Source organism: Paenibacillus sp. NPDC058174 (assembly GCF_042883865.1).
In the GTDB taxonomy this organism is placed as follows: Bacteria; Bacillota; Bacilli; order Paenibacillales; family Paenibacillaceae; genus Pristimantibacillus.
On sequence record NZ_JBHVUY010000014.1, the window covers coordinates 19,895 to 44,297 of the forward strand.

The 24,403-nt window shown below is 48.8% G+C and carries 24 protein-coding genes and 1 other annotated feature; all 24 genes read left to right on the top strand.

Annotated elements, in window-relative coordinates:
• Positions 1 to 53 precede the first annotated feature (53 nt).
• The 24 genes from sigH to rplB all read left to right on the top strand — a co-directional run bounded on the left by sigH (position 54) and on the right by rplB (position 24,403).
• Positions 54 to 704 (top strand): RNA polymerase sporulation sigma factor SigH, encoded by a 651-nt coding sequence (gene sigH / locus ACFVVF_RS28625; protein ID WP_042171481.1) that lies wholly within the window; start codon positions 54 to 56, stop codon positions 702 to 704.
• Positions 705 to 1,035: 331 nt separating this feature from the next.
• Positions 1,036 to 1,185, top strand: a complete 150-nt coding sequence (gene rpmG, locus ACFVVF_RS28630; RefSeq protein WP_015847242.1) for a 50S ribosomal protein L33 — start codon at positions 1,036 to 1,038, stop codon at positions 1,183 to 1,185.
• A 17-nt stretch (positions 1,186 to 1,202) separates the two neighbouring features.
• A complete protein-coding gene (gene secE / locus ACFVVF_RS28635) occupies positions 1,203 to 1,412 on the top strand; it encodes a preprotein translocase subunit SecE (RefSeq protein ID WP_042171479.1) in 210 nt (69 codons plus the stop codon).
• Between the two features lie 23 nt (positions 1,413 to 1,435).
• Positions 1,436 to 1,969, top strand: coding sequence for a transcription termination/antitermination protein NusG (gene nusG, locus ACFVVF_RS28640; protein WP_042171477.1), 534 nt, complete (start codon positions 1,436 to 1,438; stop codon positions 1,967 to 1,969).
• A 63-nt stretch (positions 1,970 to 2,032) separates the two neighbouring features.
• Complete coding sequence (gene rplK, locus ACFVVF_RS28645) at positions 2,033 to 2,458, top strand: 50S ribosomal protein L11 (protein ID WP_188893054.1); 426 nt, start codon at positions 2,033 to 2,035, stop codon at positions 2,456 to 2,458.
• Positions 2,459 to 2,645: 187 nt separating this feature from the next.
• Positions 2,646 to 3,338 carry a 50S ribosomal protein L1 gene (gene rplA / locus ACFVVF_RS28650; RefSeq protein WP_387816670.1) on the top strand — a complete coding sequence of 231 codons (693 nt, stop codon included), beginning with the start codon at positions 2,646 to 2,648 and terminating at the stop codon, positions 3,336 to 3,338.
• A 12-nt stretch (positions 3,339 to 3,350) separates the two neighbouring features.
• Positions 3,351 to 3,519 (top strand) — a sequence feature (ribosomal protein L10 leader region).
• 59 nt (positions 3,520 to 3,578) lie between these two features.
• Positions 3,579 to 4,082 carry a 50S ribosomal protein L10 gene (rplJ, locus tag ACFVVF_RS28655; protein WP_387816672.1) on the top strand — a complete coding sequence of 168 codons (504 nt, stop codon included), beginning with the start codon at positions 3,579 to 3,581 and terminating at the stop codon, positions 4,080 to 4,082.
• A 98-nt stretch (positions 4,083 to 4,180) separates the two neighbouring features.
• Complete coding sequence (gene rplL, locus ACFVVF_RS28660) at positions 4,181 to 4,540, top strand: 50S ribosomal protein L7/L12 (protein ID WP_042171466.1); 360 nt, start codon at positions 4,181 to 4,183, stop codon at positions 4,538 to 4,540.
• 141 nt (positions 4,541 to 4,681) lie between these two features.
• On the top strand, positions 4,682 to 5,278 hold the full coding sequence (locus ACFVVF_RS28665) for a class I SAM-dependent methyltransferase (RefSeq protein WP_387816674.1): 597 nt from the start codon (positions 4,682 to 4,684) through the stop codon (positions 5,276 to 5,278).
• A gap of 302 nt (positions 5,279 to 5,580) precedes the next feature.
• Positions 5,581 to 9,144 (top strand): DNA-directed RNA polymerase subunit beta, encoded by a 3,564-nt coding sequence (gene rpoB, locus ACFVVF_RS28670; protein ID WP_387816676.1) that lies wholly within the window; start codon positions 5,581 to 5,583, stop codon positions 9,142 to 9,144.
• 119 nt (positions 9,145 to 9,263) lie between these two features.
• On the top strand, positions 9,264 to 12,860 hold the full coding sequence (gene rpoC / locus ACFVVF_RS28675) for a DNA-directed RNA polymerase subunit beta' (protein ID WP_483875039.1): 3,597 nt from the start codon (positions 9,264 to 9,266) through the stop codon (positions 12,858 to 12,860).
• 249 nt (positions 12,861 to 13,109) lie between these two features.
• Positions 13,110 to 13,340 carry a ribosomal L7Ae/L30e/S12e/Gadd45 family protein gene (locus tag ACFVVF_RS28680; RefSeq protein WP_387816678.1) on the top strand — a complete coding sequence of 77 codons (231 nt, stop codon included), beginning with the start codon at positions 13,110 to 13,112 and terminating at the stop codon, positions 13,338 to 13,340.
• 256 nt (positions 13,341 to 13,596) lie between these two features.
• On the top strand, positions 13,597 to 14,016 hold the full coding sequence (gene rpsL, locus ACFVVF_RS28685) for a 30S ribosomal protein S12 (protein WP_188893047.1): 420 nt from the start codon (positions 13,597 to 13,599) through the stop codon (positions 14,014 to 14,016).
• A 74-nt stretch (positions 14,017 to 14,090) separates the two neighbouring features.
• Positions 14,091 to 14,561: a 30S ribosomal protein S7 gene (gene rpsG / locus ACFVVF_RS28690; protein WP_042171461.1), complete on the top strand. Its 471-nt coding sequence runs from the start codon at positions 14,091 to 14,093 to the stop codon at positions 14,559 to 14,561.
• Positions 14,562 to 14,620: 59 nt separating this feature from the next.
• A complete protein-coding gene (gene fusA / locus ACFVVF_RS28695; protein ID WP_387816680.1) occupies positions 14,621 to 16,696 on the top strand; it encodes an elongation factor G in 2,076 nt (691 codons plus the stop codon).
• Between the two features lie 121 nt (positions 16,697 to 16,817).
• The gene (gene tuf / locus ACFVVF_RS28700) at positions 16,818 to 18,008 is read left to right on the top strand and encodes an elongation factor Tu (protein ID WP_042171459.1); all 1,191 of its coding nucleotides are present in this window, start codon (positions 16,818 to 16,820) and stop codon (positions 18,006 to 18,008) included.
• A 282-nt stretch (positions 18,009 to 18,290) separates the two neighbouring features.
• Positions 18,291 to 19,361: an ABC transporter substrate-binding protein gene (locus ACFVVF_RS28705; protein WP_387816683.1), complete on the top strand. Its 1,071-nt coding sequence runs from the start codon at positions 18,291 to 18,293 to the stop codon at positions 19,359 to 19,361.
• 69 nt (positions 19,362 to 19,430) lie between these two features.
• Complete coding sequence (locus ACFVVF_RS28710) at positions 19,431 to 20,348, top strand: ABC transporter permease (RefSeq protein WP_387816685.1); 918 nt, start codon at positions 19,431 to 19,433, stop codon at positions 20,346 to 20,348.
• Positions 20,348 to 21,142: an ABC transporter ATP-binding protein gene (locus tag ACFVVF_RS28715; protein WP_387816687.1), complete on the top strand. Its 795-nt coding sequence runs from the start codon at positions 20,348 to 20,350 to the stop codon at positions 21,140 to 21,142. Before ACFVVF_RS28710 ends, ACFVVF_RS28715 begins: the two co-directional genes overlap by 1 nt.
• A gap of 496 nt (positions 21,143 to 21,638) precedes the next feature.
• On the top strand, positions 21,639 to 21,947 hold the full coding sequence (gene rpsJ, locus ACFVVF_RS28720) for a 30S ribosomal protein S10 (RefSeq protein ID WP_017692074.1): 309 nt from the start codon (positions 21,639 to 21,641) through the stop codon (positions 21,945 to 21,947).
• 41 nt (positions 21,948 to 21,988) lie between these two features.
• Positions 21,989 to 22,612: a 50S ribosomal protein L3 gene (rplC, locus tag ACFVVF_RS28725; protein ID WP_042171445.1), complete on the top strand. Its 624-nt coding sequence runs from the start codon at positions 21,989 to 21,991 to the stop codon at positions 22,610 to 22,612.
• 26 nt (positions 22,613 to 22,638) lie between these two features.
• Positions 22,639 to 23,262 carry a 50S ribosomal protein L4 gene (rplD, locus tag ACFVVF_RS28730; protein WP_387816689.1) on the top strand — a complete coding sequence of 208 codons (624 nt, stop codon included), beginning with the start codon at positions 22,639 to 22,641 and terminating at the stop codon, positions 23,260 to 23,262.
• On the top strand, positions 23,262 to 23,555 hold the full coding sequence (rplW, locus tag ACFVVF_RS28735; protein ID WP_387816691.1) for a 50S ribosomal protein L23: 294 nt from the start codon (positions 23,262 to 23,264) through the stop codon (positions 23,553 to 23,555). The genes rplD and rplW overlap by 1 nt, the downstream gene beginning before the upstream one ends.
• A gap of 17 nt (positions 23,556 to 23,572) precedes the next feature.
• Entirely contained in the window at positions 23,573 to 24,403 is an 831-nt protein-coding gene (gene rplB / locus ACFVVF_RS28740) for a 50S ribosomal protein L2 (RefSeq protein WP_387816693.1), read from the top strand.

Consider the following 24,403-nt stretch of genomic DNA (forward strand, 5'->3'; position numbering starts at 1 on the left):
TTCTATTTCTATGAATCTAGCGGTGTACGCCTTGCAGGCCGGAGGGATAGTTCGTGAGCATCGACCTCAAAGAATGGAGTACGCTCGAATATGACTGCAGTACGGACGAGGACATCGTCGAAGCGGTCCGCAATGGCGACAGCCTGGCTCTTGAATATTTGATAAACAAATACAAGAACTTTGTGCGTGCCAAGGCGCGTTCCTATTTTCTAATCGGTGCGGATCGGGAAGATATTGTGCAGGAAGGCATGATCGGACTGTATAAGTCTATTCGCGATTTCAAGGGAGACAAGCTCGCGAGCTTCAAGGCCTTTGCTGAACTGTGTATTACGCGGCAGATCATTACGGCGATCAAGACCGCTACACGGCAAAAGCATATTCCGCTCAATTCGTACGTCTCGCTCGATAAGCCGATTTATGATGAAGACTCTGACCGTACGCTGCTTGATGTCATATGCGGGACAAGAGTGTCCGACCCGGAAGAATTGATTATCAACCAAGAAGAATTTATCGGTCTGGAAGACAAGATGTCTGAAATATTGAGCGACCTTGAACGCAAGGTGCTGATGCTCTATTTGGACGGAAGGTCCTATCAGGAGATTGCCGTCGATTTGGACAGGCATGTGAAATCAATTGACAATGCATTGCAGCGGGTGAAACGCAAGCTTGAACGTTACTTGGAAGTAAGAGATCTGAGCAGTTAGAGCAACGGCATTCTTATATAGCTATTTGAGAGTAGGCTGTCTATCCATTCGGGCAAGGACCCGATTCGGATGGACAGCTATTTTCGGTTTTAAAAGGGATAATATGGACTATACTGATAGGACGAGCGAGATTCCGAAGCAAGCCTTTTTCCATTATCTGAACCGTATGGGGAAGCTATCTAATCGTTGACATCAAATATGCCGTGTGATAAAGTGTTTTAGGTAGGCCTAAATGTGAGGTTTTTTTTCGTGTTGGGGCCGCATTCTCGTGAGGGGTAGGCTACTATCTCATCACTAAAGCATTTAGTAGCAGTTCGGGAGGTGTACTTCAATGCGGGTAATTATCACGTTGGCATGCACAAACTGCAAACAGAGAAACTATGCGAGCAGCAAGAACAAACGCAATCACCCCGACCGCATCGAGTTGAAGAAGTTTTGCAAGTTCTGTAACGAGCAGACTCCTCATCGCGAGACGAGATAGTCTATGGAGGTGTGAACGTGGCATTTTTGGCTAAACTAAAGCAAAGCTTTGGAACAACGTTTAGTTTCTTTGCCGACAGCTGGGCAGAACTGAAGAAGGTTCGCTGGCCAAACCGTAAAGAGTTGACAAGCTATTCGATCGTAGTGCTTTTGACGATCACGGCTGTGACGATTTACTTTTGGCTTCTTGACATCGGGATCTCGTCGATAATTGAACTGATTGTTTAAGAAGGGTCCAAAGGTGGATTGGAATGGAAAAAAGATGGTATGTCGTACACACTTACGCCGGTTATGAGAACAAGGTGAAAGCCAATTTGGAGCGCCGCCTTGAATCGATGGGCATGGAGGACAAAATCTTCCGCGTGCTCGTTCCTATGGAAGATGAAGTGGTAGAGAAGGACGGTAAGAAAAAAACCGTTCAGCGTAAAGTCTATCCCGGATATGTTCTTGTGGAAATGGTTCAAACGGATGATTCCTGGTACGTTGTTCGTAATACGCCGGGCGTTACGGGATTCGTAGGATCGACTGGATCGGGATCGAAGCCGACTCCGCTCATGCCTGATGAAGTGGAACAAATTCTCAAGCATATGGGTATGGAAGAGCCGAAGCCGAAGATCGAGTTCGAGCTGAAAGAAACCGTACGCGTCAAAGTAGGGCCTTTCGCAGATTTTGTCGGCACAGTAGAAGAAATTCTTCTCGACAAAGCGAAGCTGAAGGTGCATGTTAACATGTTTGGCAGGGAAACCCCGCTTGAACTGGATTACACGCAAGTGGAAAAGGTTTAAGAGACGGGTTTCACGGGAAATGTTTCTGTTCTTTGGAATTACTAGTAAGGAGGTGTAAAAGTCATGGCAAAAAAGGTCATCAAGATGGTCAAACTGCAGGTTCCTGCAGGTAAAGCGAACCCGGCTCCGCCGATCGGTCCAGCCCTTGGTCAAGCAGGCGTTAACATCATGGCATTCTGTAAAGAATTCAATGCTCGTACTGCAGATCAAGCTGGTTTGATTATTCCGGTAGTTATCTCGGTGTTCGAGGACCGTTCCTTCACGTTCGAGACTAAAACTCCGCCGGCAGCAGTATTGCTCCGCGTAGCAGCAGGTATCGAAAAAGGATCCGGCGAACCAAACAAGAAGAAAGTTGCTACAGTTAAACGTGACAAAGTTCGCGAAATCGCTGAGCAAAAAATGCCCGACTTGAATGCAGCTTCTGTCGAAGCAGCAATGCTTATGATTGAAGGTACTGCACGCAGCATGGGTGTAACAATCGTCGACTAATAGTCGCGGATATCGAGTGATTTTGATTATTTCAAAATCCTGATGTCCAGATATCGTGTGATTTTGGATTCTCCAAAATCCTGATGTCAGATATCGAGTGATTTTGAGTCCCTCAAAATCCTGATGTCAAGTGGGAGGGTCATTCCTAGGAGGATGCTCCGCTATACCACATAAGGAGGAACTTACAATGGCTAAACATGGCAAGAAGTATCTGGAAGCTGCTAAGCTGATTGACAGCGAAGCAACTTACGAGCCGGCTCAAGCGATTGAGCTTGTGAAAAAAGCTGCAACAGCAAAATTTGACGAATCTGTCGAAGTTGCTGTCCGTCTGGGTGTAGACCCGCGGAAACAAGACCAAGCGGTACGTGGCGTAGTTGTACTTCCGCATGGTACTGGTAAAACAAAACGTGTTCTCGTATTCGCGAAAGGCGAAAAAGCAAAAGAAGCGGAAGCTGCTGGCGCTGACTTCGTAGGCGATGCAGACATGATCAACAAAATCCAACAAGGCTGGTTCGAATTCGACGTTTGCGTAGCAACGCCGGACATGATGGCTGAAGTTGGTAAATTGGGTCGTATCCTGGGTGGTAAAGGTCTCATGCCTAACCCTAAAGCAGGTACGGTAACCTTTGACGTGACGAAAGCCGTGCAAGAAATCAAAGCCGGTAAAATCGAATATCGTCTTGACAAAGCAGGTCAAATCCATGCGCCAATCGGTAAAGTATCCTTCGATGCTGAGAAACTCACTGAGAACCTCAAAGCATTGGTTGATGCTCTGAACCGTGCAAAACCGGCTGCAGCTAAAGGGGTTTACCTGAAAAACATCGCCGTTTCTTCGACAATGGGCCCAGGCGCTCGCGTCTCCACTGCGGTTTACCGCTAAGAAGAACGGAACTAAATTCGAATATGCATGCCGTAGACAGTAGGTGCCGAAGGGCTTAATTTCCTACCGAGGTGTTATGATAAAGTGTTTGTAAGCAGCTTGCCTTAACGGATTGAGCGCGTTAACGAACCATCATGGCCTTCGCAGTCTTGGTACGTGCGAAGGCTTTTCTTATGCCTTTCGGCAGGGAAAGCTCGTCGTAGTAAACGGGATGTACAACTATTACAGGAGGTGTACAGTTTGGCAAACGCAAAAATCATCCAAGAGAAACAACAAGCGGTTGAGACGATTACGGCTAAGCTCCGCGAGAGCTCCAGCACAGTCGTTGCCGATTATCGCGGATTGAACGTTGCGCAAGTTACCGAACTTCGCAAACAGCTGCGTGAAGCTGGTGTCGAGTTTCAAGTATTGAAAAACTCGCTCGTTCGCCGCGCAACTGAAGCTGCGGAATTGACTGACCTGAACGAAATTCTGGTTGGTCCTACAGCCATCGCTTTCGGCGGTGAAGACGCAGTCGCTCCAGCGAAAATCCTTAACGATTTCGCTAAAAAGAACGACGCTTTGAAACTGAAAGGCGGCGTTGTTGAAGGTAAAGTTGTAGGACATGAACAAATTAAAGCGTTGGCGGAACTTCCGTCCCGCGACGGTTTGCTCTCCATGCTCCTCAGCGTTCTGCAAGCTCCAGTTCGCAACTTCGCGCTTGCGGTTAAAGCAGTTGGCGAACAAAAAGAAGCTCAAGCTTAATTCGCTTGAGTCTAGCAACGTCATAAATACCGGACGGCGGTTAACGCCGGCGGCGTAACAACCAACAAAAAACTAAAACCATTTTCGGAGGTATAACCATGTCTAAAGAGCAAATCTTGGAAGCCATCAAAGTTATGACCGTTCTTGAACTGAACGATCTTGTTAAAGCAATCGAAGAAGAATTCGGCGTAACAGCTGCTGCTCCAGTAGCAGTTGTAGCTGGCGGCGCTGCTGAAGCAGCTGAGCAATCCGAATTCGACGTAATCCTGACTAGCGCAGGCGCATCGAAAATCAACGTAATCAAAGTTGTTCGCGAAATCACAGGTCTTGGCCTGAAAGAAGCGAAAGACCTGGTTGACGGCGCTCCTAAAGCAATCAAAGAAAAAGTTGCTAAAGAAGAAGCAGAAGCAGTTAAAGCTAAGCTTGAAGAAGCTGGCGCAGCTGTAGAAGTGAAGTAATATCGCTTTAATCCTTTCGCGAGTGCGTGCTGGAAGCGGTGCGCGTTCGCGAAACATAACGGGCCCCTTGAAACGTCTTGTTTCAAGGGGTTCGTTGTATGTTGATGCGAACGATATGATGCGGCAGGAGGAATACACGAGATGTCGGACCACTATTACTCTCAGAAACCGGGAGTGAAGCATAACCGTCAAGTTCATCAAGACGAGCTTCGCGGCTTCACGCTGAAATTCGTGACGGATGCCGGTGTGTTCTCCAAATCCGGCGTCGACTATGGCAGCCGGGCGCTGTTGAATGCGTTGGAGCTTGCGCCTTCGGCCAATGTGCTTGATGTCGGATGCGGCTACGGGCCTATCGGCCTGACAGCTGCCAGACTGGCTCCGCAAGGGAAGGTCACGATGATAGACATCAATGAAAGAGCAGTAGAGCTATCGAAGGAGAATGCAGCTCTAAACGGCATTTCCAATGTCGAGGTGCTGCAGAGCGATCTCTATGAATCGGTAGGAGGCAGAAGCTTTGACGTCATCCTGACGAATCCACCGATTCGAGCAGGCAAAGCGACCGTACACCGCATTTTTGAAGAGGGCTACGAGCTTCTGGTGCCTGGCGGAACGATGTGGGTTGTTATTCAGAAGAAGCAAGGAGCTCCCTCAGCGGAAGCGAAATTGCAATCTTTGTTTGAAGAAGTAGAAGAGGTTTCCAAGGACAAAGGCTACCGGATTTATATGGCAAAAAAATAGGGATGTCTGTCTTCTTGACTTGACAATCCGTATATGGTAATATTATAAAATGTCAGCATTAAATTGGGCTCAATCTCTTTAGTCAACTAAAATGTCAAGCGTGAATTTTCAGCGCGAAATGAATAAATAAAACACGTTTGACGTATAATGTTTACATTTTGGGCAAAATTACTTGATATGGAACCATTACGCCCGCGCTGCGTTTGGTTGACTGCCGGAACATGCTCTTTTTTCGAACTATATTCGATAAGGGCTTTTCTTTATTTGAATTGACGCAGTGATATCGATGCTGTGAGACAGACATGAGGGGTGAGGTTAAGTTGGCAGGACAACTTGTTCAGTATGGTCGGCGCACGCGGAGAAGTTACGCCCGGATCAACGAGGTGCTGGAAGTCCCGAACCTGATTGAAATCCAACAAAAATCGTACGAAAAGTTTTTGGATAACGACTTGCTTGAGTTGTTCCAGGACATTTCGCCGATTCAGGACTTTACGGGAAATCTATCGCTTGAGTTTATCGACTATAGCTTGGGCGAACCGAAATATTCGGTCGATGAATCAAAGGAACGCGATGTAACGTATGCGGCTCCGCTGCGCGTTAAAGTACGGCTCTTTAATAAGGAAACCGGCGAAGTGAAAGAGCAGGAAGTATTTATGGGTGACTTCCCTCTTATGACCGAGACCGGCACCTTTATTATTAATGGTGCGGAACGCGTTATTGTCAGCCAGTTGGTGCGATCCCCTAGTGTGTACTTCAGCACGAAGGTTGATAAGAACGGTAAGAAAACATACACGGCGACGGTTATTCCGAATCGTGGAGCATGGCTGGAGCTCGAGACGGATGCCAAGGACATCATCTACGTTCGTATCGACCGCACCCGGAAAATTCCGGTTACGGTGCTTTTGCGTGCTCTAGGCTTTGGTACTGACGCTGAAATTCTCGAATTGCTAGGGCATGACGAGTATATCCGCAACACGCTGGACAAAGACAATACGGATTCGACAGAGAAAGCGCTGATCGAAATCTACGAGCGTCTGCGTCCGGGCGAACCGCCAACTTTGGATAATGCGAAGAGCTTGCTGGTTGCACGTTTCTTCGATCCAAAGCGTTACGATCTGGCGAATGTCGGTCGTTACAAAATCAATAAAAAGCTTCATATCAAAAACCGTTTGTTCAACCAGCGCCTTGCAGAGACGCTTGTTGATCCGGGAACTGGCGAGATTATCGCTGAATCAGGCCAAGTGATTGACCGCCGCCTGTTGGACGATATCCTCGACAAGCTGGAGAAAAACGTCGGCTTCAAGACTTATCATGTTGCCAACGGTGTATTGGATGCAGATAGTATTCCACTGCAAACGATCAGCGTATTCTCGCCGCTTGATGATGCGAAGGTGATTAAGGTCATCTCCAACGGCATCATTGACAAAACGGTTAAAAATATTACACCTGCGGACATCATTTCGTCCATTAACTATTTCATCAATCTCTTGCACGGAGTCGGAAGCACGGACGATATCGACCATCTCGGCAACCGCCGTTTGCGTTCGGTAGGCGAGCTTCTGCAGAACCAGTTCCGTATCGGCTTGTCCCGTATGGAGCGCGTTGTGCGCGAGAGAATGTCGATTCAGGACGCGAATGCGATCACGCCTCAAGCGTTGATCAACATCCGGCCTGTTATCGCGTCGATTAAAGAGTTCTTCGGTTCGTCGCAGCTGTCGCAGTTTATGGACCAAACGAATCCGCTTGCCGAACTGACGCACAAACGTCGTCTGTCCGCACTCGGACCGGGCGGTTTGACGCGTGAGCGCGCAGGCTTTGAAGTCCGTGACGTCCATCACTCCCACTATGGGCGGATGTGTCCGATCGAGACGCCAGAGGGACCGAATATCGGTCTGATCAACTCCCTGTCCTCATTCGCTCGGATCAATGAGTATGGCTTCATTGAGGCGCCATACCGCTGGGTTGATCCGAAGAGCGGTGTCGTAACCGAACAAATCTCGTATATGACTGCCGATGAGGAAGACAACTATGTCATCGGTCAGGCAAATGCGAATCTGACGGAAGACAACCGTTTCGAAGACGAAAGCCAGATCGTACGTTACAACAAGCAAGCCGATAACATTCTGACCATGCCGAGTGATCGCGTCGATTACATGGACGTATCGCCGAAACAGGTCGTATCCGTTGCGACGGCGCTCATTCCGTTCTTGGAGAATGATGACTCCAACCGCGCCCTGATGGGATCGAACATGCAGCGGCAAGCAGTTCCGCTGTTGATTCCGAAAGCGCCGCTTGTCGGCACAGGGATGGAGCACAAGGCTGCTAAAGATTCCGGCGTATGTATCGTATCCAAGTTCGATGGTGTCATCGAGCGCGTATCGGCTAACGAAATTTGGCTGCGCCGTATTGAACTGCTTGACGGAAAACCTGTTACAGGCGACCTCGTCAAACACAAGCTGCACAAATTTACACGTTCCAACCAAGGAACTTGTATCAACCAGCGTCCAATCGTCCGTAAGGGCGACGTTATCAAAAAAGGCGACATTCTTGCTGACGGTCCATCGACCGAGCAAGGCGAATTGGCGCTTGGCCGCAACGTAGTCGTTGCTTTCATGACTTGGGAAGGCTACAACTACGAGGATGCTATTCTTCTTAGCGAGAAACTGGTTAAAGAAGACGTGTACACTTCAATTCATATTGAAGAATATGAATCTGAAGCTCGTGATACGAAGCTTGGACCGGAAGAAATTACGCGCGACATTCCGAACGTCGGCGAAGAAGCACTCAAAAATCTTGACGAGCGCGGTATTATCCGTGTAGGCGCCGAGATTGGCGCAGGCGATATCCTTGTCGGCAAAGTAACGCCTAAAGGCGTAACAGAGCTGACAGCGGAAGAGCGGCTGCTCCACGCGATCTTCGGCGAGAAGGCTCGCGAGGTTCGCGACACTTCGCTCCGCGTACCTCACGGTACGGACGGCATTGTCGTTGACGTTAAAGTGTTTACCCGTGAGAACGGCGATGAACTGCCTCCAGGCGTTAATCAGCTCGTTCGTGTATATATTGCTCAAAAACGGAAAATTTCCGAAGGCGACAAAATGGCAGGACGTCACGGTAACAAAGGGGTTATCGCCCGCATTATGCCGGAGGAAGATATGCCTTTCCTGCCGGACGGCACTCCTGTTGAAATCGTATTGAACCCGCTGGGCGTACCTTCGCGGATGAACATCGGGCAAGTGCTCGAAGTCCATCTGGGCATGGCCTGCAAACAGCTCGGACTTCATGCCGCAACGCCGGTATTCGACGGCGCGCGCGAGTATGACGTATTCGATACGATGGAAGAAGCCGGCATGCAGCGCAACGGCAAAACGGTCTTGTATGACGGACGTACGGGCGAATCCTTCGAACGTGAAGTTACGGTCGGCGTCATGTACATGATCAAGCTCGCGCACATGGTTGACGATAAAATCCATGCTCGTTCGACAGGTCCTTACTCACTCGTTACGCAGCAGCCACTCGGCGGTAAAGCCCAGTTCGGCGGCCAGCGCTTCGGGGAGATGGAAGTATGGGCGCTTGAAGCCTATGGCGCAGCCTACACGCTTCAAGAGATTCTTACGGTTAAATCCGATGACGTTGTCGGCCGGGTTAAGACGTATGAATCGATCGTCAAAGGCGAGAACGTGCCGGAGCCAGGCGTTCCGGAATCGTTCAAAGTATTGATCAAAGAGCTTCAATCTCTCGGTATGGACGTTAAGATCCTGACGGAGAATGAAGAAGAGATCGAGATGAAAGAAATGGATGACGAGGATGAGGGTGCAGGCGATAAGCTGAACCTGAATCTTGAAGGCTCAGAAATGGGCGCTGAATAAAAATGACCAAGGCTGCTCGTCCCGCTTAATGCGTGGACGTGCAGCCGCTAATTTGCACGACATAGCCATACATGACGAAGGAGGGTTGCTCCTTGTTGGACGTGAACAACTTCGAGTATATGAAAATCGGGCTTGCCTCGCCGGATAAAATTCGTTCTTGGTCCCGCGGAGAAGTCAAAAAACCGGAGACGATCAACTATAGGACTTTAAAACCGGAGAAGGAAGGCCTCTTCTGCGAAAAAATCTTTGGACCAACCAAAGACTGGGAATGCCATTGCGGCAAGTACAAGCGTGTACGTTACAAAGGCGTTGTCTGCGATCGCTGCGGCGTTGAAGTAACTCGTGCGAAAGTACGCCGCGAGCGTATGGGCCATATTGAATTGGCTGCTCCTGTATCGCATATCTGGTATTTTAAAGGGATTCCAAGCCGTATGGGCTTGGCTTTGGATATGTCGCCTCGTTCGCTAGAGGAAATTATCTACTTTGCATCTTATGTTGTAACGGACCCAGGCGATACGCCTTTGGAGAAGAAACAACTGTTGTCGGAGAAAGAATACCGCAGCTACCGTGAGAAATACGGCTACGGATTCCAAGCCGGCATGGGTGCCGAAGCAGTCAAAAAACTGCTTCAGGATATCGACGTGGAGAAAGAGCTTGAGACGCTGAAGGAAGAGCTGCGCACTGCACAAGGGCAACGCCGTAACCGTGCGATCAAGCGTCTGGAAGTCATTGAAGCATTCCGCAACTCTGGCAATGAGCCGGAGTGGATGATTCTTGACGTGCTTCCGGTTATTCCTCCGGAGCTTCGTCCAATGGTTCAGCTCGACGGCGGCCGTTTTGCAACGTCCGACTTGAATGACCTGTACCGTCGCGTAATTAACCGGAACAACCGTCTGAAGCGTCTGCTTGATCTTGGCGCTCCTGACATCATCGTACAAAACGAGAAACGGATGCTTCAGGAAGCTGTTGACGCCCTGATCGACAATGGTCGCCGCGGCCGTCCGGTTACAGGACCAGGCAACCGTCCTTTGAAATCCCTCAGCCATATGCTGAAGGGTAAACAAGGCCGTTTCCGTCAAAACTTGCTCGGGAAACGGGTTGACTACTCTGGCCGTTCGGTTATCGTAGTTGGACCGAACCTAAAGATGTTCCAATGCGGACTTCCGAAGGAAATGGCGCTGGAGCTGTTCAAGCCATTCGTTATGAAGGAGCTTGTCAACAAAGGTCTTGCTCATAACATTAAAAGTGCGAAGCGCAAGGTTGAACGCGTAAGCCCTGAAGTTTGGGACGTACTCGAAGAAGTCATTAAGGAGCATCCGGTTCTGCTGAACCGTGCACCGACCCTTCACCGTCTCGGCATCCAGGCGTTTGAGCCGATCCTTGTCGAAGGCCGCGCTATCAAGCTTCACCCGCTCGTATGTACAGCATACAACGCGGACTTTGACGGTGACCAAATGGCCGTTCACGTACCGTTATCTGCTGAGGCTCAAACGGAAGCGCGTCTGCTCATGCTTGCATCGGGCAACATTTTGAACCCGAAAGACGGCAAACCGGTCGTTACACCATCGCAGGATATGGTTCTCGGATCCTTCTACCTGACGATGGACAACAAGGAAGCGAAAGGAAGCGGTTCTGTATTTGCTTCGGTTAACGAAGCGATCTCCGCTTATCAGCGCAGCATCGTGTCGCTGCATGCCCGCATCTTCATACCGGCCCGCGTCTTGAAGAAAACAAACTTTACAGAGAAACAACAGGATTCGCTCATTTGTACAACTGTTGGTAAAGTTATTTTCAACGAAATTTATCCGGAAGATTTCCCTTACATCAACGAAGCTACTAAAGCCAACTTGCTGTATGGGACGCCTGACAAATACTTCGTCTATGACAAAGGCAGCGATTTGAACAAGTTCATGGATGAACTTCCAATTGCCGGCGGCGTAGGCAAAGAGTATTTGGGCAACATCATCGGCGAATGCTTCCGCATTTACCATACGACATTGACGTCGATTATTCTTGACCGCATCAAGCAGCTTGGCTTCACCTATTCGACTCGCGCGGGTATCTCCGTTGCAGTAGCAGACGTTATCGTTCCGGAAGAAAAGGTTCAAATTCTGAAGGAATCCGACGGCAAGGTAGCGGTCGTTATGAACCAGTACCGCCGTGGCCTGATTACGAACGAAGAGCGCTATGACCGCGTAATCGAGATCTGGAGCAAAGCGAAAGATCAAATTACCGAAATTCTCATGAGATCGATGGACCGTTACAACTCCATCATGCTCATGGTTGACTCCAAAGCACGGGGTAACAAATCGCAGATCGCCCAACTCGGCGGTATGCGGGGTCTGATGGCCAACCCGTCCGGCCGGATTATCGAGTTGCCAATTAAATCGAACTTCCGTGAAGGCCTTACCGTCCTCGAGTACTTTATCTCGACCCACGGTGCCCGTAAAGGTCTGGCCGATACGGCGCTTCGTACCGCTGACTCGGGTTACTTAACCCGTCGTCTGGTAGACGTTGCGCAGGACGTAATCGTTCGCGAGGATGATTGCGGCACGGATAAAGGCTTTACCGTCAGCAAAATTCAAGACGGCAAAGAGGTTATCGAGGATCTGTATGACCGTATCGAAGGCCGCTACTCGTTCGAGACGATTCGTCACCCGCAAACGGGTGAGATTATCGTTAAGAAAAGCGAGCTGATCGATTCGAGCAAAGCAGACGCGATCATCAATGCCGGTATTGAAAAACTGCAAATTCGTTCGGTTCTCAGCTGCCGCGCACGTCACGGCGTCTGCAAAATTTGCTACGGCCGCAACTTGGCGACCGGCAAACATGTTGAAATCGGCGAAGCGGTTGGCATTATCGCAGCGCAATCGATCGGCGAGCCGGGAACACAGCTCACGATGCGTACGTTCCACACCGGCGGTGTAGCCGGAGACGATATTACGCAAGGTTTGCCGCGTATCCAGGAGTTGTTCGAGGCGCGTAATCCGAAAGGTCAAGCGATCATTACGGAGCTTGACGGCGTCGTGAAAGAAATTCGCGAAGCGAAAGACCGCCGCGAAATTGAAATTCAAGGCGAAGCAGAGTCCAAAGTATATGCAATTACTTACGGCTCGCGTATCCGCGTAACGGAAGGCCAGCAAATTGAAGCCGGCGATGAGCTGACGGACGGTTCGATCGATCCGAAAGACATGCTGCGCATCAAAGGCATCCGTGGCGTTCAAAACTATATTTTGCAGGAAGTACAACGCGTATATCGTAACCAAGGCGTAGAAATCAATGATAAACATGTCGAGGTTGTCGTTAAGCAAATGCTCCGCAAAATCCGTATCGTAGATGCAGGCGACACGACGCTGCTTCCTGGCGCGTTCGTTGACATTCATGAATATGAAACTCAGAACCGCGAAGCGATTCTTTCCGGACTTGAGCCAGCAGTCGCTAAGCCAGTCCTGCTCGGTATTACGAAAGCGTCCCTGGAGACCGACTCCTTCTTGTCGGCAGCATCTTTCCAAGAGACGACTCGCGTATTGACCGATGCAGCGATCAAAGGCAAAGTGGACCAATTGCTCGGCCTGAAAGAGAACGTTATTATCGGTAAGCTGATTCCGGCCGGTACCGGCATGACTCGCTACCGCAACATCAAACTCGTTGGTTTGGAAGACGAGGAAGTTGCAGAGCAGGGCGAAGTGGAATCGGAAGCCGTTGCGATTGAATAGGTAAGCTAGATTCACCTTTTGTACAAAGCTCTGGACGAAGAGCGAGATATCCGCTGCGAGGGCATGAGCCTAACGGCGGATATCCGCTCTTTTTATGAGTGAACAAGCCTCATCATGTTTGAAACGGCTTAAGAAAAGTTTAACAATTATCATGAAGCCGTAGTTGCTTGACAGAGGCTGTTCAAGGTGATACTATATCGAAGTGTGCCTAATTGTGTGACGTGTCTTCCGATAAGGAAAGGTGATTTCATGCAGTTCAAGGTTGGCGCAAAACAGACGACGAAGATGCTTGAGCAGAATAAAGCAGTCGAAGTCTACATTGCCCGTGATGCAGATCAGCGGATGAAGGAGAAGATTGTTCATCTGTGTGAGAGGCTGGGTGTACCGATTCGGTGGACCGACACGATGGAGAGCCTAGGGGAAACCTGCGGCATTGACGTCGGTGCTGCAACTGCAGCGCTTGTCCCTGATGGCGAATAATTGCTATTATTTTTGCTGGTGTAGTTTGCAAGAAGTAGACCGGCAGAAATTTTCTTTTGTTCTTTTACGAACCACCTGGATCTGTGGGCTTAAAAGTTGGGTGTAATGTCTTGCCATAAGCGTAACGGCTTTCGTTAACCTTTGGTAAACAAAAGTTCGTTTCGCGAAGAAATACAAGTATTTTGTTGTAAGTGTAACGCTTATTGAATTCTTGTATTTTTAAATAAGACATGAATCATGGGAAGGGGGTGGCAACATGCCAACAATTAACCAGCTCGTCCGCAAAGGACGTCAAGCTAAAGTCGTAAAATCGAAATCGCCTGCTTTGCAAAAAGGCTTTAACGCCCTGAAACGTGAAGCTACGAACATCAGCGCTCCGCAAAAACGCGGTGTGTGCACTCGTGTAGGTACGATGACTCCGAAAAAACCGAACTCCGCGCTTCGTAAATACGCACGTGTGCGTCTGACGAACAAAGTAGAGGTAACGGCTTACATTCCGGGTATCGGACACAACCTGCAAGAGCACAGTGTCGTACTGATCCGCGGCGGTCGTGTAAAAGACCTTCCGGGCGTACGTTACCATATCGTTCGCGGCGCATTGGATACAGCGGGTGTTAACAACCGCGGTCAATCCCGTTCGAAATACGGTACTAAACGTCCAAAAGTTAAAAAATAAGTTGGATACACCCGTTCGGGTGAGCCAATTGCAAATGCAAGCTAAACGACTATGAAAGAAAGGGGGACTTTCTCATGCCACGCAAAGGTCCTGTAACAAAACGCGATGTATTGCCGGATCCGGTGTACAATAGCAAATTGGTAACTCGTCTGATCAACCGTATTATGATCGACGGCAAACGCGGCGTTGCACAAACGTTGCTGTATGATGCATTCACGCTGATCCAAGAACGCACGGGTAAAGATCCGATGGAAGTGTTCGAAGCAGCATTGAAAAACATCATGCCTGTACTTGAGGTTAAAGCTCGCCGTGTTGGCGGCGCTAACTATCAAGTGCCGATCGAGGTTAAACCAGAGCGTCGTACGTCGCTTGGTCTCCGTTGGCTCGTGAACTACTCACGTAACCGCGGTGAAAAAACGATGGAAGAACGTCTGGCTGCTGAAATCATCGATGCTTCCAACAACACTGGCGCATCTGTGAAGAAACGCGAAGACACGCACAAAATGGCAGAAGCGAACAAAGCGTTTGCTCACTACCGTTGGTAGAATCATAATACAAAGATCGATTGCCGAGATAATCTCGCAATTCGAAAGGAGACAAATTCATGTCAAGAGAGTTCTCCTTGAATAATACGCGTAACATCGGGATTATGGCGCATATTGACGCTGGTAAAACCACAACAACTGAACGGATTCTGTTCTTCACGGGCCGTACTCACAAAATTGGCGAAGTGCACGAAGGCGCTGCGACAATGGACTGGATGGAACAAGAACAAGAACGCGGTATTACGATTACGTCTGCCGCGACGACCGCTCAATGGAAGGGTCACCGCATTAATATTATCGACACCCCGGGACACGTTGACTTCACAGTAGAAGTTGAACGTTCCCTGCGCGTATTGGACGGGGCCGTTGGCGTTTTCAGTGCAAAAGAAGGCGTTGAGCCTCAATCTGAAACCGTATGGCGTCAAGCTGACCGTTACGGCGTTCCTCGGATCGCTTACATCAACAAGATGGATATCATCGGTGCAGACTATCTGAATGTTATTAAAGACATGCGTGAGCGTCTGCAAGCTAATGCAGTTGCCATTCAGCTTCCTATCGGTGCTGAGTCCGACTTCGTTGGTGTTATCGACATTGTTGAACGCGTAGCTTACAAATACGTAGATGATCTCGGGAAAGATCCTGAGAAAATCGAAATTCCTGCTCAATATGCAGACCAAGTTGAAGAACTTCGTCTGGAACTTGTTGAGAAGGTTGCAGAATTGGATGAAGAGCTGACAATGAAGTATCTGGAAGGTGAAGAAATCACTGTTGCAGAACTGAAAGCAGCACTCCGCAAAGGTGTTTGCGAAGTTAAAATCTTCCCGGTTGTTGCAGGTTCCTCTTACCGTAACAAAGGTGTTCAATTGGTATTGGATGCAGTTGTCGATTACCTGCCGTCGCCGCTTGACGTACCAGCAATCAAAGGTACGCTTGAAGACGGTGAAGAAGGCGTACGTCCTTCTTCCGACACAGAGCCGTTCGCAGCTCTTGCATTCAAAATCATGACTGACCCTTATGTTGGTAAGCTGACGTTCTTCCGTGTGTACTCGGGCGTCCTGAAATCCGGTTCGTATGTTCTGAATGCAACAAAGAACAAACGCGAGCGGATTGGCCGGATTCTGCAAATGCACGCGAACAGCCGTCAAGAGATTTCCGAAGTGTATTCCGGCGACATCGCCGCTGCAGTTGGTCTGAAAGATACAACTACAGGTGATACACTTTGCGAAGAGAAGTTCCCGATCGTTCTCGAATCGATGAACTTCCCTGATCCGGTTATCTCGGTTGCTATCGAACCAAAAACGAAAGCAGACCAAGACAAATTGGGTATCGCAATCTCCAAACTTGCTGAAGAAGATCCAACATTCCGTGCTCATACGGATGAAGAAACGAACCAAACGATCATTTCGGGTATGGGTGAGCTTCACCTTGAAATCCTGGTTGACCGTATGCTTCGCGAATTCAAAGTTGAGACGAACGTTGGTAAACCGCAGGTTGCTTATCGTGAAACATTCCGTGAAGCAGCGAAAGTGGAAGGTAAGTTCGTTCGTCAATCCGGTGGTAAAGGTCAATTTGGCCATTGCTGGGTTGAGTTCATTCCACAAGAGCCAGGCGCTGGATTTGTTTTCGAAAACAAAACAGTGGGCGGATCCATTCCGCGCGAATTTATTGCTCCTATCCAAGCGGGTATCGAGGAATCAATGAAGAACGGCGTTATTGCCGGCTTCCCACTCGTTGACGTGAAAGCAATCGTATTCGACGGATCGTACCATGACGTTGACTCCTCGGAGATGGCGTTCAAAATCGCTGGATCGATGGCGCTTAAAGCAGCTAAAGACAAGTGTAAACCTGTCCTGCTTGAGCCAATCATGAAAGTTGAAGTTACGGTTCCTGAAGAGTACATGGGCGACGTTATGGGCATGCTGAACTCCCGTCGTGGTCGCATCGAAGGTATGGATACTCGTGCAGGCGCACAAATTATCCGTGCTAAGGTGCCTTTGGCTGAGATGTTTGGTTATTCCACAACACTTCGTTCCGGTACGCAAGGCCGTGGCGTATTCTCCATGGAGCTTTCGCACTATGAAGAAGTACCGCGCAACATCTCTGAAGAAATCATCTCCAAAAGCAAAGGCGCTTAATTCAATAGAATAAAGTGCTGATTGACCTTCGGGTTGCTTAGGTCGACATCTTCACTTGCCCGGCAAGCGGAGATTCGGCCCACACATAAAACTTTAGTTATATTAAGGAGGATTAAGTTCAATGGCAAAGGCTAAATTTGAACGTAACAAACCGCACGTTAATATCGGTACTATCGGTCACGTCGACCATGGTAAAACGACTCTGACTGCAGCTATCACCACTGTACTTTCCAAAAAATACGGCGGCGCGGCAATCGCATTCGACCAAATCGACAAAGCTCCAGAAGAGCGCGAGCGTGGTATCACAATCTCGACAGCTCACGTTGAGTATGAGACTCCTAACCGTCACTATGCTCACGTTGACTGCCCAGGTCACGCCGACTATGTTAAAAACATGATCACTGGTGCTGCTCAAATGGACGGCGCAATCCTGGTTGTATCCGCAGCTGACGGCCCTATGCCGCAAACTCGCGAGCACATCCTGTTGTCCCGCCAAGTAGGCGTACCTTACATTGTTGTATTCCTGAACAAATGCGACATGGTTGAAGACGAAGAGCTTCTTGAACTGGTTGAGATGGAAGTTCGCGACCTTCTTTCCGAGTATGAGTTCCCAGGCGACGACACTCCAATCATCCGTGGCGCAGCGCGTGAAGCTCTGCAAAACCCAGATGGTCCTTGGGCTGACAAAATCGTTGAGCTGTTCGAGCAAGTGGATGCTTACATCCCAACTCCAGAGCGCGACACTGCTAAGCCTTTCCTGATGCCTGTCGAGGACGTATTCACAATCACTGGTCGTGGTACAGTTGCAACTGGCCGTATCGATCGTGGTGTGGTTAAAGTCGGCGACGAGATCGAAATCGTTGGTCTGGCTGAAGAAACTCGCAAATCCGTTGTTACGGGCGTAGAAATGTTCCGTAAATTGATGGACTCCGCTCAAGCGGGCGACAACATCGGCGCACTGCTTCGTGGTGTTGACCGTAAAGATATCGAGCGTGGACAAGTTTTGGCTAAACCAGCTTCGGTTAAACCACACACTAACTTCACAGCTCAAATCTACGTTCTGACTAAAGAAGAGGGCGGACGTCACAAACCTTTCTTCACTGGTTACCGTCCACAGTTCTACTTCCGTACAACTGACGTTACAGGTATCATCAACCTGCCAGAAGGCACTGAGATGGTTATGCCTGGCGACAACATCACGGTTACAGTTGAACTGATCGCTCCAATCGCGGTTGAAGAAGGCACTCGCTTCTCCATCCGTGAAGGCGGCCGTACTGTAGGCGCTGGCGCTGTAGCAACTATCCAAAAATAATTCCACGCGGCTTTAAGCCGCATTGGAATACAAGAAGGCTATTCCGGGCTTGCTCGGGATAGCCTTCTTTATTTGCGGGCTTGTTTCTAAAAACAGAAACCGCTTTCATATGTTAATTTTTACTCTAACATAAGCATTGACATGATGAAATGGCGCATTTACTATAAAACTAATATTGTCGGCAATTGACTATTTTACTGAATAACAATTATTCCTGTTTATTGTATTGATAATTATTGGGGATAATGAGGTCGGCAAAGAGACGAGAGGGGTTAAACAATAATGAAAATGAAATGGCTGGTACCGCTTGCGCTGGTCCTGCTGCTGGTTGTCTCGGCATGCGGAAGCAAGACGGAAAATAACACATCGGGCGGTAACAATGGGTCCACAGGTACAGAGAACAGCGGTTCTGAAGCACCAACGGATAGCAAAAAGTATAAAATTTCGATTTCACAAATCGTAGAGCACCCGTCCCTTGATGCAACAAGAGAAGGTTTTCTTGCTGCCTTGAAGGATGCAGGTTTTGTTGAAGGCGACAACTTGACTGTAGATTTTAATACAGCACAAGGCGACCAAACAAACAACGGTTCCATTGCACAAAAAATTGCCGGTGCGAAAGCAGACCTGGCACTGGGTATCGCAACGCCGTCGGCACAAGCCATTGTACAAGCCTATGACAAAGCAGGCAACAAAGGCCCTGTATTGTTCGCAGCTGTAACGGATCCGCTTGATGCTAAGCTCGTATCGAACCTTGACGCTCCAGGCGGCAATGTAACAGGCGCTTCGGATACGAACCCTGAAGCAGTCGTTCAACTGATGGATTTCATCGCTGCTAACTTTCCGAATGTGAAAAACGTAGGTATGGTTATTAATAAAGGCGAGACTAACGCAGTCGTAATGGCGAAAAACGCGGAGCAAGCGCTCGCTAAGCATAACATTAAGCTGGTACAAGCTGCAGTAACGAACACATCTGAAGTTAAGCAAGCTGGTGAATCTCTGGTAGGTAAAGTAGATGCTATGTTCATCGCGCTTGATAACACGGTTGTAGCTGCTGTTGAGAGCCTGCTGCAAATCGCGAAGGATAACGATATCCCATTCTTCTCGAGTGACCGTGATACGGTTGAGAAAGGTGCTTTTGCAACAGTTGGTTTCAAATACTACGATCACGGCTACCAGGTTGGTGAAATGGCTGCTGAAATTTTGAAAGGCAAAAACCCGGCTGAAATGAAAGTAACCGTTCCGGATAAGCTGGATCTGATCCTTAATATGAAGGCAGCTGCTGACCAAGGCATTACAGTAACAGACCAAATGAAAGCTGGCGTTAAAGACCCGGCTAAAAACATTATCGAATAGTAAGGAAGAGAACGGGGTGAACGCTCCTTGTGTTCATCCTGTTTTCTATTTTCTAAGGAGGTGCCACCGGTGCCAGTATGGTTAAACGGTGCTTTTGAGCTTGGATTGATCTACTCGCTTATGGCTCTAGGCGTCTACATTACTTTCCGCATCTTGGACTTTCCCGACCTTACGGTCGACGCCAGCTTTACGACCGGTGCGGCGGTTGCGGCGGTTCTCATTACAGACGGAGTTTCACCTTGGGTGGCCTGCCTTGCAGCATTTGGGGCCGGCGCGATCGCTGGATCAATAACAGGCATTCTTCATACAAAGGGTAAAATTAATGGTCTATTGTCTGGTATTCTGATGATGATCGCCTTGTACTCCATTAATATGAGAATACTCGGCGGCAAACCGAATATCGGTCTGATGGGGCCAGATATTGTAACGGTATTCTCCAGCATGAAGGTGCTGCTGCTAATGCCGTTTGTCGTAATTGCAATTAAATTGCTGCTGGACTTGTTTTTCCGTACCGATCTCGGGCTTAGCCTGCGTGCGACCGGTGATAACGAACGGATGATCAGAAGCTTTGGTACAAACACAGACAATACGAAAATATTGGGCATCGCGTTATCCAACGGTCTGGTTGCGCTATCCGGCTCGCTGATTGCGCAACAAAGCGGATTTGCCGACATTTCGATGGGTGTAGGCATGATTGTAATCGGACTAGCCTCCGTTATTATCGGCGAAGCGATTTTTGGCGCCAAGTCCGTATTCCGCGCAACGCTTGCAGTCGTATTGGGATCTATTGTCTATCGTATTATTATCGGCCTTGCTTATCAAAGTGACTTCCTCGAAGCCTCGGATCTCAAGCTCATAACGGCGGTAATCGTTATTGTAGCGCTTGTATTCCCTTCCATGCAGAAGTCATGGAAGCAGAAGAGCCTGGCACGCAAGCGCACCGCTGAAATTCTGGGCGGGAACGGACAGAAAGGGGGAGGACGCTGATGCTGGAAATTGCTCAAGTATCCAAGCTGTTCAACCCAGGTACGCTGGACGAGAAAACAGCGCTCGTTAATGTCAATCTGGCCATGAAGCCGGGTGACTTCATAACGGTTATCGGGAGTAACGGAGCTGGCAAGTCGACGTTAATGAATATTATCTCTGGCGTTATGAAGCCGGATATCGGTGAAGTGCGCATTGACGGAAAAAATATTAGCGGCTTGCCTGAATACCGCAGAAGCAAATGGATTGGCCGCGTTTTTCAGGATCCAATGGCGGGAACGGCTCCGCGTATGTCTATTGAAGAAAACCTGGCGATGGCCTACAAACGCGGCCAGCAAAGAGGCTTCTCGCTCAGTATTAATCGAGGCCGCCGTACGATTTTCCGTGAGCAGCTGTCACGGCTTGGCATTGGCCTTGAGAACCGTCTTAGCGCAAAGGTAGGCTTGCTGTCGGGCGGCGAGCGCCAAGCGCTTAGCCTGCTGATGGCGACGTTTACGAAGCCTCAGATATTGCTGCTGGACGAGCACACCGCGGCGCTCGATCCTGCACGTGCCGAGCTCATTACGACATTGACGGAATCACTCGTTCGTGAGATGAATCTCACTACGCTGATGGTTACCCACAACATGGAGCAGGCGATTCGTCTTGGCAATCGATTGATTATGATGGACAAAGGCAAGATCATTCTTGAAGTTAATGAAGACCGGAAGAAGGATCTGACGGTCGAGCGTCTGCTTGGCGAATTCGAACAGATCAGCGGCAAGAAGATGGCGGATGACCGCGTCGTACTCGGTTAATGATTTGATTGGTAGGAATGCAGCTATGTTGGGTCCGGGCTTGCCCGTGCATCCAACGACATAGCTGCATTTTTTGCGTTCAGATGCCTGTATATAAATTTGTTTCTTCTATTATATAGAGAAGCTATTGAGCAACAAGTGAATCCCCTCGCCCCTTACAGGGCGAAATTGGATTTGAGATTCGATGGACAGGTCAGTTATGCTAGTCAAAGACATTAACGAGCGGAATCAGCAGCGGCTGTGGCAGAAGGCCATTTTAACGATAAAAATGCCGTTTCTGCATCATAATTCAAGTATTGCAGCAATACTGGCGAAGTTATTCAATTTTCCCTTGCAATTGCCCGCCCACTTCGTTATAATATTGACTGTTGGTCTGTGACGTTGCGATGATGTGAGAGGTTGCCGACACACCCGGCCCCTTTGCCATGGGGCATGTGCCGGGTTTTCTCACGGAGTATGTCCGATAATAAATTGGGCGATAGAAGGAGGGACTTATATGGCAAAGCAAAAGATTCGTATTCGCTTGAAAGCATACGATCACAGAATTCTTGACCAGTCTGCAGAGAAAATCGTTGAAACTGCAAAACGTTCCGGTGCAGGCGTATCCGGGCCGATTCCGTTACCTACGGAAAAGCAAATCATCACCATTCTCCGTGCGGTACACAAGTACAAGGATTCTCGGGAACAATTCGAACAGCGTACACATAAACGCTTGATCGACATTGTGAACCCAACGCCGCAAACGGTTGATGCGTTGATGCGCCTGGATTTACCATCCGGTGTAGATATCGAAATCAAACTGTAATAACAGCATAATTGATCATTGAAGGGAAAAGAGGTGTCAACATGAAAGGTATCTTAGGGAAAAAACTTGGAATGACTCAAGTGTTTACCGCTGAAGGTAACGTAATTCCGGTTACGGTTATCGAAGCAGGTCCTTGCGTTGTTCTTCAGAAGAAAGACCAAGAAAACGATGGCTATGAAGCTGTTCAACTCGGTTTCTCCGATAAGAAGGAATCCAGAGTGATCAAGCCGGAAATCGGCCACGCGAAGAAAGCCAATACAACTCCTAAGCGCTACGTTCGTGAAATTCGCGGAATTAACCTGGGTGAGTATGAAGTTGGCCAAACAGTAAGTGCTGACTTGTTCGCAGAGGGCGAATTTGTTGACGTAACGGGTATTTCCAAAGGTAAAGGCTTTGCCGGCGTTATCAAACGTTGGGGACAAAGCACGGGTCCTATGGCTCACGGCTCCCGTTATCACCGTGGTCCTGGTTCCATGGGTTCGATCCAAGCGAACCGCGTACCGAAAGGCAAACGCCTTCCAGGTCACATGGGCAGCGAAACGGTTACGATTCAAAAGCTTGAAATTATCCGTGTAGATGCAGAACGCAACGTACTGCTCGTTAAAGGCTCCATTCCTGGACCGAAAAACGGATTCGTTAAAGTAAAACAAACAGTTAAGAACTAATTGCTATAAGAAAGGAGGAACAAGAAATGCCTAAAGTAACAGTATACAACGTGAGTGGCGCACAAGTTGGTGAAGTTGAGCTTTCCGATAGCGTATTCGGAATTCAACCTAACGCACACGTGCTGCATAGCGCTGTTGTTCTTCAGCAAGCTGCAGAGCGCGCTGGAACGCACAAAACTAAAGGACGCTCCGAAGTACGCGGCGGCGGTCGTAAGCCTTGGAAACAAAAAGGTACGGGCCGTGCACGTCAAGGCAGCATTCGCTCCCCGCAATGGGTTGGCGGCGGTACGGTTTTCGGACCTACTCCACGCTCTTACGGGTTCAAGCTTCCTAAGAAGGTTCGCCGTCTGGCGATTAAATCCGCATTGTCTTCCAAAGTGATCGCGAACGAAATTATCGTTCTGGATCAACTGGCATTCGCGGCACCTAAAACGAAGGAATTCGCAGCGATTCTTAACAACCTGAAAGCTGACCGCAAAGCACTTGTTGTTTTGCCAAGCTATGATGATAATGTAGCATTGTCTGCACGTAACATCCCAGGCGTGAAATTCGTCGCAGCTGACGGCATTAATGTTCTGGATGTCTTGGTACATGACAAGCTCATCATCACGAAAGAAGCGGTAGAGAAAGTACAGGAGGTGTTTGCGTAATGAAAAATCCTCGCGATATTATCAAACGCCCTGTTATTACGGAGCGCACGAGCGATTACATGGCTGCCAAACGTTATGTGTTTGAAGTCGATCTCCGTGCTAACAAAACCGAAATTAAAGATGCTATTGAGCAAATCTTTAAAGTAAAAGTGACTGGCGTTAACACAATGCGCGTTGCAGGCAAGCCTAAACGCTATGGTAAACACAGTGGCTATAGACCTGATTGGAAAAAAGCAATCGTTCAACTGAGCGATGACAGCAAAGAACTTGAGTTCTTTGAAACGTCTGTATAGAAAAGGAGGGAATACAAGTGCCAATCAAAAAGTATAAACCGACTTCCCCGGCCCGTCGCGGCATGTCCGTCTCGACTTTTGAAGAGATCACAACAAGCACACCGGAGAAATCGTTGCTTGCTCCGCTTTTCAAAAAAGCTGGCCGCAACAACCAAGGTAAAATTACGGTTCGTCACCACGGCGGCGGACACAAACGTAAATACCGGATCATCGATTTCAAACGTAACAAAGACGGTATCATCGGTAACGTGGCTTCGATCGAATACGATCCAAACCGTACATCGAATATCGCTTTGATCAACTACGTTGATGGTGAGAAAGCATACATCATCGCACCAAAAGGTCTGAAAGTTGGCGATAAAGTCGTTTCCGGTCCTGATGCAGACATCAAAATTGGTAACGCATTGCCGCTTGTGAACATTCCTGTAGGTACAGTTATCCACAACATCGAGCTGAAGCCAGGCAAAGGCGGCCAATTGGTTCGCGCAGCTGGTACTGATGCTCAACTTCTTGGTAAAGAAGAAGATTATGTTTCGATCCGTCTGACTTCTGGTGAAGTACGTCGTATCCTGAACACTTGCCGTGCAACAATCGGTTCTGTTGGCAACGAAGATCACGAACTCGTGAAAATCGGTAAAGCCGGCCGTTCCCGTTGGATGGGCAAACGTCCTGAAGTCCGCGGCGTAGTAATGAACCCGAACGATCACCCACACGGTGGTGGTGAAGGCCGTGCTCCAATCGGTCGTAAATCCCCTATGTCTCCTTGGGGCAAACCGACGCTTGGTTACAAAACGCGCAAGAAGAAAAAAGCATCGAGCCAATATATTATTCGTCGTCGTACGAAGTAA

Coding starts and splice junctions, on each gene's coding strand:
- ACFVVF_RS28715 (WP_387816687.1), top strand. CDS start 20,348: ATGCTGGAAATTGCTCAAGTATCCAAGCTGTTCAACCCAGGTACGCTG.
- rplA (WP_387816670.1), top strand. CDS start 2,646: ATGGCTAAACATGGCAAGAAGTATCTGGAAGCTGCTAAGCTGATTGAC.
- rpsJ (WP_017692074.1), top strand. CDS start 21,639: ATGGCAAAGCAAAAGATTCGTATTCGCTTGAAAGCATACGATCACAGA.
- rplD (WP_387816689.1), top strand. CDS start 22,639: ATGCCTAAAGTAACAGTATACAACGTGAGTGGCGCACAAGTTGGTGAA.
- rpmG (WP_015847242.1), top strand. CDS start 1,036: ATGCGGGTAATTATCACGTTGGCATGCACAAACTGCAAACAGAGAAAC.
- rpoB (WP_387816676.1), top strand. CDS start 5,581: ATGAGGGGTGAGGTTAAGTTGGCAGGACAACTTGTTCAGTATGGTCGG.
- rplK (WP_188893054.1), top strand. CDS start 2,033: ATGGCAAAAAAGGTCATCAAGATGGTCAAACTGCAGGTTCCTGCAGGT.
- ACFVVF_RS28665 (WP_387816674.1), top strand. CDS start 4,682: ATGTCGGACCACTATTACTCTCAGAAACCGGGAGTGAAGCATAACCGT.
- ACFVVF_RS28705 (WP_387816683.1), top strand. CDS start 18,291: ATGAAAATGAAATGGCTGGTACCGCTTGCGCTGGTCCTGCTGCTGGTT.
- rplW (WP_387816691.1), top strand. CDS start 23,262: ATGAAAAATCCTCGCGATATTATCAAACGCCCTGTTATTACGGAGCGC.
- tuf (WP_042171459.1), top strand. CDS start 16,818: ATGGCAAAGGCTAAATTTGAACGTAACAAACCGCACGTTAATATCGGT.
- rplL (WP_042171466.1), top strand. CDS start 4,181: ATGTCTAAAGAGCAAATCTTGGAAGCCATCAAAGTTATGACCGTTCTT.
- rplC (WP_042171445.1), top strand. CDS start 21,989: ATGAAAGGTATCTTAGGGAAAAAACTTGGAATGACTCAAGTGTTTACC.
- rpsL (WP_188893047.1), top strand. CDS start 13,597: ATGCCAACAATTAACCAGCTCGTCCGCAAAGGACGTCAAGCTAAAGTC.
- nusG (WP_042171477.1), top strand. CDS start 1,436: ATGGAAAAAAGATGGTATGTCGTACACACTTACGCCGGTTATGAGAAC.
- rpoC (WP_483875039.1), top strand. CDS start 9,264: ATGAAAATCGGGCTTGCCTCGCCGGATAAAATTCGTTCTTGGTCCCGC.
- fusA (WP_387816680.1), top strand. CDS start 14,621: ATGTCAAGAGAGTTCTCCTTGAATAATACGCGTAACATCGGGATTATG.
- ACFVVF_RS28680 (WP_387816678.1), top strand. CDS start 13,110: ATGCAGTTCAAGGTTGGCGCAAAACAGACGACGAAGATGCTTGAGCAG.
- rpsG (WP_042171461.1), top strand. CDS start 14,091: ATGCCACGCAAAGGTCCTGTAACAAAACGCGATGTATTGCCGGATCCG.